At 65.0% G+C, this 13,141-nt stretch carries 10 protein-coding genes; all 10 read left to right on the top strand.

Annotated elements, in window-relative coordinates; all coding sequences use genetic code 11:
* The first annotated feature begins 51 nt into the window (after positions 1 to 51).
* The 10 genes from AB4Z38_RS02965 (at position 52) to AB4Z38_RS02920 (ending at position 13,131) form a co-directional block, all read left to right on the top strand.
* Positions 52 to 1,203, top strand: a complete 1,152-nt coding sequence (locus tag AB4Z38_RS02965) for a sulfite oxidase (RefSeq protein WP_441428324.1) — start codon at positions 52 to 54, stop codon at positions 1,201 to 1,203.
* Between the two features lie 94 nt (positions 1,204 to 1,297).
* The gene (locus AB4Z38_RS02960; protein WP_441428323.1) at positions 1,298 to 1,870 is read left to right on the top strand and encodes an SRPBCC family protein; all 573 of its coding nucleotides are present in this window, start codon (positions 1,298 to 1,300) and stop codon (positions 1,868 to 1,870) included.
* Complete coding sequence (locus tag AB4Z38_RS02955; protein WP_441428322.1) at positions 1,863 to 2,258, top strand: hypothetical protein; 396 nt, start codon at positions 1,863 to 1,865, stop codon at positions 2,256 to 2,258. Before AB4Z38_RS02960 ends, AB4Z38_RS02955 begins: the two co-directional genes overlap by 8 nt.
* Positions 2,259 to 2,297: 39 nt before the next feature.
* Positions 2,298 to 3,563 (top strand): cation:proton antiporter, encoded by a 1,266-nt coding sequence (locus tag AB4Z38_RS02950; protein WP_441428321.1) that lies wholly within the window; start codon positions 2,298 to 2,300, stop codon positions 3,561 to 3,563.
* A 78-nt stretch (positions 3,564 to 3,641) separates the two neighbouring features.
* Positions 3,642 to 4,301, top strand: a complete 660-nt coding sequence (locus AB4Z38_RS02945) for a DUF3800 domain-containing protein (protein ID WP_441428320.1) — start codon at positions 3,642 to 3,644, stop codon at positions 4,299 to 4,301.
* Positions 4,302 to 4,550: 249 nt separating this feature from the next.
* Positions 4,551 to 5,801, top strand: a complete 1,251-nt coding sequence (locus tag AB4Z38_RS02940; RefSeq protein WP_441428319.1) for a hypothetical protein — start codon at positions 4,551 to 4,553, stop codon at positions 5,799 to 5,801.
* 68 nt (positions 5,802 to 5,869) lie between these two features.
* Positions 5,870 to 6,493 (top strand): hypothetical protein, encoded by a 624-nt coding sequence (locus AB4Z38_RS02935; protein WP_441428318.1) that lies wholly within the window; start codon positions 5,870 to 5,872, stop codon positions 6,491 to 6,493.
* A gap of 85 nt (positions 6,494 to 6,578) precedes the next feature.
* A complete protein-coding gene (locus AB4Z38_RS02930) occupies positions 6,579 to 7,307 on the top strand; it encodes a YcnI family copper-binding membrane protein (protein WP_441428317.1) in 729 nt (242 codons plus the stop codon).
* A 105-nt stretch (positions 7,308 to 7,412) separates the two neighbouring features.
* Complete coding sequence (locus AB4Z38_RS02925) at positions 7,413 to 8,045, top strand: DUF4232 domain-containing protein (protein ID WP_441428316.1); 633 nt, start codon at positions 7,413 to 7,415, stop codon at positions 8,043 to 8,045.
* Between the two features lie 58 nt (positions 8,046 to 8,103).
* Positions 8,104 to 13,131: a DNA glycosylase AlkZ-like family protein gene (locus AB4Z38_RS02920; RefSeq protein WP_441428315.1), complete on the top strand. Its 5,028-nt coding sequence runs from the start codon at positions 8,104 to 8,106 to the stop codon at positions 13,129 to 13,131.
* Positions 13,132 to 13,141: the final 10 nt, after the last annotated feature.

The raw sequence follows: 13,141 nt of genomic DNA, 5'->3' as shown, positions 1-13,141 counted from the left end.
CCCAGGGTAAATTCCAGTGACACCACCGTCCCGGGCGCCCATACTGGGAGCATGAGCGTCAACACCGGCCGCACGGCGGAAGGCGCGGCTGTTGCCACCCCGGCCCCCACCGCCCCCGCTGCTCCCACAGAACCCACCGCACCGGCCGCCCCAACAAGCGGTCCTATCACCCGCGAAGAACTGCAACTTGCTTCGCGCAACCATGCCATGCCGCTGGAAATGCTCCGATGGCCCGTCACACCGCTGGGCATGCACTATCTCCTGGTCCATTTCGACGTTCCCCAGATTGATCCCGTTTCGTGGCGGCTGAATATCGGCGGGCTCGTGGACCATCCGCACGAGTACACCTTGCCTGACCTCCAGCACCGCGAGCGCCGGACCCAGGCCGTCACGATGGAGTGCGCCGGCAACGGCCGCTCGCGGCTGGAACCACGTCCGGTGAGCCAACCATGGGACCAGGGTGGAGTGGGGACCGCCGAGTGGACCGGTACCCCGCTCGCTCCGTTGCTGCTCGACGCCGGCGTCTCACCCGACGCCGTCGAGCTCGTCTTCACAGGCGCGGACCGCGGGATCCAGGGCGGTGTGGAGCATCGGTACGCTCGCAGCCTGACCCTCGCGGAAGCAATGTCCGACGACGTCCTGCTCGCCTATGAGGTCAACGGCCAGGCCCTTCCACCGCAGCATGGCTACCCTGTCCGGCTGCTCGTCCCGGGCTGGTACGGGATGACGAGCGTCAAATGGCTGCAGTCCATCGAAGTAATAGACCACAGCTTCGACGGTTACCAACAGCTCGACTCCTACCGCTACACCCAAGACGCAGGCGATCCCGGCGAGCCCGTTCAACGGATCAAAGTCCGCTCCCTCATGGTTCCTCCCGGGGTTCCCGATTTCTTCACTCGGCAACGCACCGTGGACGCGGGACCGGTCCAACTGAGCGGCCGGGCTTGGTCCGGGAAAGGAACTGTGGACAGTGTGGAAGTCTGTGTGGACGGGGTCTGGGAGCAGGCTCAACTTCAGGCTCCCATCGGCCGGCATGCGTGGCGCGGATGGACATTCACGTGGATCGCAACGCCCGGTTCCCACGAGTTGGCATGCCGTGCGACGGATTCCACCGGGCAGACCCAGCCAGACACGCCGGAGTGGAACTATCAAGGCATGGGAAACAATGACATCCAACGGCTGACTGTGACCGTCCGGGAGTAAGCTGCCGGCGGGCACGCCGAAGCCGGGCCGTTGACCGTGTGCAACGGCATGAGTACTGTGAGTCCACTATCCATCCGCGCCCTGGAGGCAGCAAATGGGCGGCACTTCCAAGAGCAACGCCGACTACGAGTTCCTCACCGTCTGGCGCGTCGCGGGGACCCCGCATGAGGTCATGGATATTTTGGGCGACGCCGGAACACTGCCCCGCTGGTGGCCTTCGGTGTACCTGAGGGTTGTTCCGCTGGATCCGGGAAATGCCGACGGAACGGGCAAAGCCTTCTCCCTGCACTCCAAAGGTTGGCTGCCGTACACGCTTCGCTGGAGGTTCACGGTCACCGAACCCATGACGGAGCGAGGTTTCGCGATCGCGGCCAGCGGCGACCTGCGTGGTACCGGGCGCTGGACTTTCGAACAGGACGGCCCCGAAACGGTGGTCACCTATGACTGGCGGGTCAGTACATCGAAACCGCTGCTCCGGCGGCTAAGCTGGCTGCTCAAGCCCGCTTTTGCTGCGAATCACCGTTGGGCGATGGCGCGCGGCCAGGAAAGCCTCGCCCTTGAATTACGACGACGGCGTCCCGGCACGGATCTCTCCAAGGTCCCCCGTCCGGCGCCGCCGACGTTTGCAAGCCGATACCGCTGGCCAAGGAGCACAACGCATGCCTGACGATAACAAGGGCGAAGTCCGCTGGTTGTTGGAGCCCGAGGACCAGGACTATCCGAGCGCCGCGGACTACCTTTCCCTGCTGGAATCCGACCACGTGGTGGCCTCGGTTGTCGCCGCCCTCAAAGAGGCGCCCATCCAGCACCGCAAGGCCAAGGACATTCTCCGTGCCGCCCGGTTGGCGCTACTCCCGGAAGATAACGCCCACGTGGCGTCGGACCTGAAGAAGATCAAGGAGGGCAAGAAGCTCTCGCCCATCCTGATGGTGCGGGGAGATCTGGCCACGGGCATGCCCGCGCAGGTGGCCGATGGCTATCACCGGGTGTGCGCAAGCTACTACACCGACGAGAACACGGACATTCCCCTGAAGCTGGCTGATGCGCCCCGGTAACCACCGCAGAGGAACCGCCGTGCCAATAGAAGGAGGAACGTGTCGTTCTTTCAGCTTGCGCTGATCGCCACGGTCGCGCTCCTCGGGCCGCTCTTGGCGCTGCCCCGGAAATGGCACCTTCCGGTTGTATTGGGGCAGTTGCTGGCGGGCATCGTCATCGGACGCACGGGACTGGGACTGGTGGACTCTTCGGATCCCACCTTCACCTTTGTAGCCGACGTCGGGTTCGCCCTCATCATGTTTGTCGCCGGAACGCATGTCCCCGTGCGGGACAAAGCCATCCGTCCTGCTCTGGGTACCGGCGCCTTGCGCGCCGGGATCGCCGCGGTGCTGGCCGCCGTCGTCGGGGTCGTCATCGCTTTTGCCTTCGGCACCGGACATGCTCCCCTCTACATCGTTCTGCTCGCTTCCTCTTCCGCAGCGCTGGTCTTGCCGATCGTCGACTCGCTTCGGCTGACAGGGCCGAAAGTCCTGACGACGACGGCGCAAGTGGCTATCGCTGACATCGCTTGCATTGTGGCGCTTCCGTTAGCCGTTGACCCGCCTAACGCTGGCCGGGCAGCGGTGGGGGCAGCCGTCGTCGCGGCTTGCGCGCTGGTTTTGTTCTTTTTGCTTCGTTGGCTGGAGAACAGCGGTAACCGCGGACGGTTGCATGACATGTCCGAAGACCGGAAGTTCGCCCTGGAACTGCGGATTCAGCTGGCCTTGCTCTTCGCGCTTTCCGGGCTCGCGGTCCTCGGCCACGTCTCGATCATGCTGGCCGGGTTCTCCTTCGGCCTGGTGGTCTCCGCAGTGGGCGAACCTCGTCGCCTGGCGCACCAGCTCTTCGCCGTGAGCGATGGTTTCCTGGGGCCGGTGTTCTTCGTCTGGCTGGGCGCATCGCTTGACCTGCGGACGCTCGCGGGCAGCCCGAGAATGATTCTCCTCGGGATCTGCCTTGGCTTCGGAACGCTGCTGGTGCACGGAAGCCTCCGGGCCCTCGGGCAGCCCCTTCCGCTCGCGGTGCTGGCGGCGTCCCAATTGGGAGTACCGGTCGCAGCCGCCACCATTGGCTCCCAACTGCACTTGCTGGAACCGGGAGAAGCCGCCGCCATGATCCTCGGTGCCCTCATCAGCATCGGGGCAAGCACCATCGCGGGCTCGCGGGCGGCACGCAGCTTTTCACAGGCTGCCCCTGATCCGACTGGCGGGGGGACAAAGAGCGGGGGGCCGACCGACAAAGGCCAAGCCGGCAAAGGCCCGGCAGGCAAGCCGTCAGAAGGTGGTCCGGCGACTGCGGCAGGGTCCCCCGAAACCGCGGCGTGACATCCGGTATTCTCAGGTCCATGCTGTACCAGGGGGAAGAGCAAGCTAGAAGTTTTAGTGCCGCGGACGTGGGTTCCGATGGCTGATGTGTTCATGTACGTGGATGAGACTGGCAACTTGGACTTCGACGGGGCCGCCAAAGGCTCCGCGGCCAGCATCTATTTCGGATTCGGTTCCGCGGTCTTCCGAGAAGATCACGGACACCATCTTTGGGATGGACTGACGCTCCGCGCACGGCTCGAAGGCGAAGGAACCCAACTGGCCAGGGGCTTCCACGCGAAAAATGACCGGCATGCCGTTCGGAACGAGGTCTTTGCCGCAATCCACCGGCAGAAGCCTCGAATTGACACTACTTTTCTCTGCAAAGCGAATGCTTATGAGGCTGTCCGCGCCCGGGGGCAGATGGAGCTGTACAAGCTGGCCTGGCGGCTGCACTTCAGCGAAATCGCCAAGCAAGTGTCAACGCGTGAAGATACCCTTTACGTCATTGCCGGCACTTTTGGCACGAACAAACGAAGCGAACTGGCGCGGGAGTCCCTCAGTGAAGTCTGCAACGCTCAGGACCGGAACATCATCCTGTGCGTTTGGGAATCTTCATCGTCATGGGGGCTTCAAGTAGCCGACTACGCGCTTTGGGCTGTCCAGCGACGCCTGGAAGAGCGTGAATGCTCGTGGTTCGAGCCCGTGGTCCAGCCGCAGTTGAAGTCTTACTTTTTTCCCTGGGGCCGGGCAAGATAAAGGCCAGCTATCCAAGGAAACTTGGAAGACATCCCATGGACGTCTTGTCACTGACCGCAATTAGTCTATCTGAGATCAACAAGAAGAAACACTTACGGGCCGAGACTCGACCGAAATCCGCCGACTAGAGGACAGTCTGTGGAGCTACCGCGACATGGGCCGGTACTGCCAACAAAGCAGCTGAACTCGCCTACGCGGCGTCGGGTAACGTCAAAGCAGTAGCTGTGCGCCCGGAACGAAGGAGTGGCCATGAGCCGGAAAACGAAAAAACCAAAGGCCCGCGGCGGGCACCTCAAGGCGGTGCCGTCGGCCCCCAAACTGCCCCTGCAACTGGTTCTCAACCATCGCTCGGTTGACTCTTTGACCCCGGATTTCGTGCACTGGTTCGACAAATTTGGGGATACCCCTGACGCTCTGCAGGCCTTGGAAGTGGTTAAACTCTTCATGACTACCAGCCATGCGGTCAGCGACCAGAGCTCAGCTACCTGGATCGACCCGGACACCTTGGAGGACGCCGCCTTTGCGCTCGTCGGCGTGCTGGACGAGCCCGACATGGACGACGCTTTAGGCGAGGTCTACGACTACCTGCACCTTTACGTTGACTTTCTTTCCGAGACCGGGCGCTGGTCTGGAAGCGAGGAAGAATACAAAATCGTCCATTCGTTCCTCACCGAAGGAATAGCCGACGATGGGCCGGACTTTCCACCGCTCGACCTTCCGGAACTCAGCGGTGAAGAGCAGGACCAAGGGTTCCGGGAACTCCCCGTTCTTGAACTTGCCAGCCGCTTGATCGAATGGCTCGGAGAAGGCAAGGACGTCACCAGCACAAGGGCGCTCCGGCTGAAGGACGTTGAAGGTGCCGCTGCCGCTGTAGGCGTGAAAGCCAGAGGCAAAAAGAATGGGAAACAGCCCTTAGTGCCCCTCTTCGAGGACGAGGAATACGCTCAAAGCCAGTCAGAGACTTTTGAGGTCAGGTCCATGCACGATGTGCCCGTGCTGCGCGAGATCTGGGCAGCACTCGTCGACTCCCGAATCTTGTCCGTCGGGTCGACCCGTGCCGTACCCGGGGCAGGCGCAGACTCTTGGCACTCCCAAGACCTTGAGTCGAGGCTTCGGATCCGCCGGGAGTTCCTCGTGGTGTTCCTTGCCAGTGCCGTGATGAATTCGGGAAGCATGTTTCAAGGAGGTTCCGACCAACTGCTTGCAACGGTCCTCATAAAGGGCACCACCGCGGAGCCCATGGGGGTGGAGGAACTCCGCAAATCAGTAGAGTCCGGTGCGGGGGACGACATCTTCCTCGCGTTCTCGGCCACGCGCACGCGGAGCCAGCTGGCCAAGTTCGCCGAGCTCGGACTCATTCAGGTAGACACCCACTACACGGTCTCCCCGGTGGTCATCCAGTGCGTCCCCCCAGCACTTGCTCTTGTCCTTGCTTTGGAGGACTTTGAACCCCCGTCACACGAGCCATCCGACAGCCAACCAGCCACGAACCACCGGTAGAATGACCGGGTTGGCCAGCCGGAACTGGACGGTCAACCGCCGCTTGAACGCTACCGAGGGAGGAACCCGTGCGCGCATCGCATGCCCGGACACCCTTCCATGCCATGCGTTCGGGCGCTCTTGCGGTCGCCATTGTTGCCCTCGCGGCAGGGGCCCACGTCCTCTCCGGCGGAGTGCTTCCGGTCGCGCCCGTCCTGCTGGCCGTCCTCGCCTTGACCGGGCTCGTCACCACCCTTGCCACCCGATTCAAGCTCGGGTTCCCGGTCATTGCCGCGCTTCTGGGAGCCGGCCAGCTGCTCCTGCACGAAGCCTTCACGGCATTCGGTCCACTCACCGTTCCGGCTCCGCGGTCACCGGCACACCATTTGGCGGCCGAGCACCTCTCCCCGCCGCTGGGCGCTGAAACAGTACATTTTCACGAGGTCGATACTCCCCTCAGCTGGTTGATGCTGACCGGGCACGCCCTCGCCACTGCCGCTTCGGCGTTGCTCCTGGCCAGGGGCGAGCAGGCACTGTGGCAGCTCGAGGCCTGGCTCCATCCCCTCCTGCAGCTCATCCGCCTGATCTTCAGGCCCGACGCCGGCAGCTCAGCTGTTGCATTCAGCGAACCTCCCGTATTCATCCCCCGCCCGTGGCGGAACCTCAGGCAAGACAGCAGACGCGGCCCGCCCGCCGTCGTCGTACCCTCCTGACTCCGCCCGGCACCGCCTTCAACTGGTGACGGGCACCTCCCCGCACTTTGGCGCGCTTTCGCGCGCCCGTTGAAAGGCAACAACCATGAACAAGTCCTCACTCCGCCGTGCCCTCTCCGCCACCGCAATCGCCGGCGGCACCGCCGCACTGATGATGGCCGGGCTCGCAGGCGCTTCTGCGCACGTCTCCGTCAACCCGGACAAGACCACCGCCAACTCCTACGCCCTGCTGACCTTCGGCGTCCCCCACGGCTGCGACACCTCGGGCACCACCAAGCTGACCATCAACCTGCCCGAGGAACTGACGGACGCCACGCCCACGGTGAACCCCAACTGGACGGTCGAGAAGGTGACGCAGACGCTGCCCGAACCCAAGAAGCTGGCCGACGGCACATCGATCACCAAACGCACCAGCCAGATCGTCTATACCGCCAAGGCCCCGCTGGACCCGCACTTGCGCGACGCGCTGGTCCTGTCCGTGAAGCTGCCCGACACCGCTGGCAAGACCCTCTACTTCCCCACGCTCCAGAACTGCGAGCAAGGGCAGACAAACTGGGCTGAAATCCCGAAGGACGGCCAGGACCAGCACTCGCTGAAGGCTCCGGCTCCGTCGGTGGCTGTCACAGCCGCGGATGCGGCCGCGGGCGATGGGCACATGGCTGCGTCAATCTCCAGTGAGCAGGCAGCTTCCGTGACCGACGACGGCTCACAGGCGCGCAGCTGGGCCGGCCTGATCGCCGGTGTGGCAGGGCTCGGGCTGGGTGGCGCGGCCTTCTTCCGCAGCCGTTCCGCGAAGGCTTCAGTGTCCAAGTAACGGGTCCGCTGGGTCGGCGTCCGGAACATTACGATCCGGACGCCAATCCGGCGCCGCTGCCGCGCCGCAGTTGACTCCGGCAAATGACGGCGAAAAGCTGTGCGCATGACGAATATGCGAGTCAAGAACGGTCTCCTGCTCACGATGGCAGCAGCCTCGGTATTCCTGCTCTCCGGCTGTTTCCAAAGCCAGGCCCAGCCCTCGGGCTCGGCCGTACCCAGCGACACGGCTTCGGCCTCGTCGTCACCGTCGGCCTCAAGTACTCCTACTTCAAGCGGTAGCGCCACCCCATCGAGCACCGGGACGACGGCATCCGGGGTCGCTCTCTGCAAGGCGGGCTCGCTGACAGCTTCTGTCGACTCTACGGGGGGCGGAGCGGCAGGCAGCGTCTACATGAAACTCATCCTGACCAACTCCGGCACGGAACCCTGCGTCCTCAATGGCTTCCCGGGTGTCTCACTCACGTCTGGAGCCACCGGCGATCCGATCGGCGCGGCTGCCTCGCGCGACGACTCCCAGCCCGTGACACAAGTGGTTCTCGCTCCGGGGAAGGCCGGTTTCGCCCAACTCCGCTACACCCAGGCCGGGAACTACCCCGAATGCACCCAGGCTCCTGCCGCCGGCTTCCGCGTCTATCCACCCGAGGACACCGCCTCGCTGTTCATCCCGCAGCAGCGCACGGCCTGCAGCAACACCAACATCAACCTCCTGAGCGTCCAGGCGTTCCAGGCGGGGTAGGAGGCGGGGCTTAGTCCCTGATCCTTATTGTGTCGGTGCCGTGAGGCATGATGGAGGAATGCAGGAGCAGGAGCTACCGGGCGGTCCTGGCAATACAGCCATGGACCGCTTCAGCCGTGCCACGCGCGAGTGGTTCCTCGGTGCTTTCTCCGCGCCCACACCTGCCCAGGACGGTGCGTGGAAAGCCATTTCTTCCGGATCGCACGCCCTTGTGGTGGCACCCACCGGTTCCGGCAAGACGCTCGCTGCATTCCTGTGGGCGCTGGACCGGCTCTTGGCGGTGTCCCCTGACGTTTCGGCTGACGCTCTTCCGGGTCTTGAGGAAACACGCGGCCGCGCCCGTGCCAAAGCCCCCAAGCGCAAGACCCGCGTCCTGTACATCTCACCGCTCAAAGCACTCGGTGTCGACGTCGAACGGAACCTCCGCTCGCCGCTGATCGGCATCACGCAGACCGCAAAACGGCTCGGGTTGCCGGCCCCGCTTGTGAGTGTCGGCGTCCGCTCAGGAGATACGACGACGGCGGACCGCCGGGCGCTGCTCAGCCACCCGCCGGACATCCTCATCACCACCCCCGAGTCCTTGTTCCTCATGTTGACATCCAAGGCCCGGGAGACGCTCAGCGAGGTGGACACCGTAATCGTCGACGAGGTCCACGCGGTTGCAGGTACCAAGCGTGGCGCGCACCTCGCGGTGTCGTTGGAACGGCTCGATGCATTGCTGCCGAAACCCGCCCAACGGATCGGCCTCTCGGCCACCGTGGAGCCGCGCGAGCTCGTCGCACAGTTCCTCGCCGGCTCGGCACCCGTGGAAATCGTCGCACCGCCGTCGCGCAAGAACTGGAACCTGAGCGTCAGCGTTCCTGTGGAGGACATGTCGGACCTCGCGGGAGCCGCGGGCGCCTTCGACTCCGGACCAGCCTCCGGACTCCAGCCGCAAGCGTCCATTTGGCCGCATGTCGAGGAGAAGATCGTTGATCTTGTGCTATCGAAGCAGTCCACCATTGTGTTCGCCAACTCCCGGCGTCTCGCGGAGCGACTCACAGCCCGGCTGAACGAGATCTACGCGGAGCGCCAACTCATGGCGGTGGATGTGTTTTCTGCCGCTGCGGATTCGGTGCCACCCTCGGAGCTGCCGTCCTCGGGGCTGCCGTCCTCGACGGCGACACCGGCGCACATGATGGCCCAGGCCGGCAGTACGAGCGGCGCCGATCCGGTCCTGGCCCGTGCGCACCACGGTTCCGTGTCCAAGGACCAGCGGGCTCTCATCGAAGACGACCTCAAGTCCGGCCGGCTGCGGTGCGTTGTAGCCACGTCATCCCTGGAGCTCGGCATCGACATGGGCGCAGTGGACCTGGTGGTCCAGGTCGAGTCGCCGCCGTCGGTGGCCAGTGGACTGCAACGGGTGGGCCGCGCGGGCCACCAGGTGGGTGAGATTTCCGAAGGCGTACTCTTCCCCAAGCACCGGGCAGACCTCGTCCACACCGCCATCACCGTAGAGCGGATGCTGAGCGGAAAGATCGAACGCCTCCATGTACCCGCCAACCCCTTGGACATCCTCGCCCAACAAACGGTCGCGGCCACCGCTCTGGGAAGCATCGATGTCGAGGAATGGTTCGCCACCGTCCGCCGTTCGGCCCCCTTCGCAACGCTGCCCCGCTCCGCTTTCGAAGCCACCTTGGACCTCCTGGCCGGACGGTATCCCTCGGACGAATTCGCTGAACTCCGGCCGCGCATCATCTGGGACCGGAACGCCGGCACCATCGAAGGCCGCCCGGGAGCACAGCGGCTTGCCGTGACCTCGGGCGGAACCATCCCCGATCGCGGGCTCTTCGGCGTCTACATCATCGGCACCGAGACCGAAGGTTCCGGTTCTCGTTCTGGTTCCGGGACCGGCTCTGGCTCCGGCCAGGGCGGTGCAGCATCCGCGCAGGAGCCCAGTCCGGCGTCGCGCGCTGCCAAAGGCGGCCGACGCGTCGGCGAGCTCGACGAAGAAATGGTCTACGAATCACGCGTCGGGGACATCTTCGCCTTGGGTGCCACCAGCTGGAAAATCGAAGACATCACGCACGACCGTGTCCTCGTCTCGCCCGCCTTCGGCCAGCCCGGAAAACTCCCCTTCTGGAAAGGCGATTCCTTGGGCCGGCCGGTGGATCTCGGCCGCGCACTCGGTGCATTCGTGCGTGAGCTCTCCGCTTCGGATCAAGGTCCAGCGCTGGAACGCTGCAAAGCCAGCGGCCTGGACGACTTCGCTGCCGGCAACCTGCTCCAGTATCTGGGCGAACAGAAGCAGGCCACGGAAGTGGTCCCCAATGACCGGACACTCGTGGTCGAACGGTTCCATGACGAACTCGGCGACTGGCGCGTGGTGCTGCACAGCCCCTTCGGCATGCCGGTCCACGCACCGTGGGCCCTCGCCGTCGGGCAACGGCTCCAGCAGCGCTACGGGCTGGACGGTTCCGCCATGGCCGCCGACGACGGCATCGTGCTGCGGGTGCCGATGATGGAGGACGAGCCTCCTGGGGCTGAGCTGTTCCTGTTCGATCCAGAGGAACTCGAGCAGATCGTGACGGCGGAGGTTGGCGGCAGTGCCTTGTTCGCCTCGCGCTTCCGCGAGTGTGCCGCGCGCGCCCTGTTGTTGCCACGGCAGAATCCTGGGAAAAGGCAGCCCCTCTGGCAACAACGGCAACGCTCGGCGCAATTGCTGGATGTCGCCAAGAAATACCCTTCTTTCCCGATCGTCCTCGAAACCGTGCGCGAATGCCTGCAGGACGTCTACGACCTTCCGGCCCTGAAAGACATTGCCGCTTCGATCGAGCGCCGGGAACTGCGCTTGGTACAGACCACCACGCAGCAGCCCTCCCCCTTCGCCAAGTCCCTGCTCTTTGGGTACGTCGCCCAGTACTTGTACGAGGGCGATTCTCCGCTCGCCGAGCGCAGGGCCGCGGCTTTGGCCCTCGACTCCACGCTCCTGAACGAGCTCCTGGGCAGGGTGGAACTGCGCGAGCTCCTGGACGCGAAGGTCATCGAGGCCACCGAGCTCGAGCTCCAGAGGCTGGCACCGGACCGGCTGGTCCGTGGCATGGAAGGCGTCGCGGACTTGCTGCGCCTGCTCGGCCCCTTGAGTGTGGAGGAAGTGGCTGCCCGTTTGCAGCCCGAAGGGGTAGCTTCCCCGGATGGTTCCCCGGATCTGGCCGCGCTGCATCTGGCCGCCGGATCGCATCTGGCTGCATTGCGTAAGGCCAATCGTGCCCTCATCGTGAGCCTCGGCGGCGTTGAACGATTCGCGGCCATCGAGGATGCGGCCCGGCTCCGGGATGCCATCGGCGTTCCGCTGCCCATGGGAGTGCCGCTCGCCTTCATCGAACCCGTCCACGATCCACTCGGGGATCTGGTCTCCCGTTACGCACGAACCCACGGACCGTTCACGGCCGAGGAAGCCGCTGCGAGGCTGGGACTGGGTGTCGCCGTCGTGAGCACCGCGCTGAAACGCTTGGCGGCGGACGGCCGTGTAGTTGAAGGCGAGTTCCGGCCGCACCCGAGTGTGCCGGACACGGTTCCCGATGAGGCGGCTGTCTCGCCCGGGCCGGCGGAGGCGCCGGAACTCCCGGCTGTCCCGCTCCGCGGAGCCCCATTTGGCAGCGAATGGTGCGATTCCGAAGTGCTGCGCAAGCTCCGGCGTCGTTCGCTGGCCGCGCTTCGCGCCGAAGTGGAGCCGGTGGACGCTGCTGCGTACGGCCGGTTCCTTCCCGCCTGGCAAAACGTGTCCGTGCCCTCGGCGGGCCGTTCCCGCGGCGCCCCGGCACTGCGAGGGCTGGACGGCATCATGACCGCCGTCGATCAACTCTCCGGCGTCCCCGTTCCGGCCTCTGCCTGGGAGCCGTTGGTGCTCGCCAGCCGGATCTCCGACTACCAGCCAGCCATGTTGGACGAGCTCATGGCCGCGGGCGAAGTCTTGTGGTCCGGGGCCGGCTCGCTGCCAGGGAACGACGGGTGGATCAGCCTTCATGTGGCCGAAGCCGCAGAACTGACGCTCAACCCGGACCCTGATTTCGAGCCCGGAGATGCCCAGCTCCGGCTTCTGGAATACCTGCAGACCGGTGGGGGTGCCTATTTCTTCCGGCAGCTCACCGAGGTAGCGGGCGGCATGGATGCGGTCCTTAGCGACGACGCCGTGGTCGCCGCCCTGTGGGACCTCGTCTGGGCCGGCCGCATCACAGGCGACACCTTCGCACCCGTCCGCGCGATGATTGCGGGCGGCCGCACGGCGCACAAGCAGCCCGCCCGTCCACCGCGGGCCAGGTCCCTGCGCATGAGCAGGCTCGGCCGCTCGCACGGCACGGGTTTGATGGGATCACCAGGACTCACTGGCGGACGCTATGGCTCGGTCACCGGAACAGCTCCCACTCCCCCGCTCGCCGTTGGCCGCTGGTCGGCGTTGCCGGCTCCTGAGCTCGACCCCACTATCCATGCGCGCGGCACCGCCGAACTCCTCCTCGACAGGTACGGCGTCGTGACCCGCGGCTCCGTCATGGTGGAGAACATCGTGGGCGGATTCGGGCTGATGTACAAGGTCCTTGCGCGCCTCGAAGAAGCCGGGCGGTGCCGCCGCGGCTACTTCATCGAGCATCTCGGAGCAGCCCAGTTTGCCGTGCCGGCGACGGTGGACCGATTGCGCTCCTTTACGGAAGATGCCCAACTCGCCAAGGCGGAGCCTGTCGCCTTGGCCCTGGCCTCCACGGATCCCGCCAACCCGTACGGGGCTGCCCTCCCGTGGCCCGCGTTGGCCGTCGACGCCGGATCGGGTCATCGTCCGGGGCGGAAAGCAGGGGCCCTGGTGGTGATAGTCGACGGGGCCTTGGTTTTGTACGTCGAACGCGGAGGGAAGACCCTGCTTACTTTCAGCCATGACGATGCCGTCCTGGCGGCTGCCGCTGCGGCGCTCGTAGGCGTGGTGCGCCGGGGAGCCGTGGACAAACTGATCATGGAAAAGGTCAATGGCCATGACCTCCTGGACACCCCCGTGGCTTTTGCCCTAGCGGCTGCCGGGGCGTATTCCACGCCGAAGGGTTTGAGGATCCGTGCCTGAAATGGGAATC

The sequence above is a fragment of the Arthrobacter sp. 2RAF6 genome, assembly GCF_052115205.1.
Classification (GTDB): Bacteria; Actinomycetota; Actinomycetes; order Actinomycetales; family Micrococcaceae; genus Arthrobacter.
Note: the sequence above shows the minus strand (reverse complement) of the source record. Positions and strands in the feature narration are given on the sequence as shown.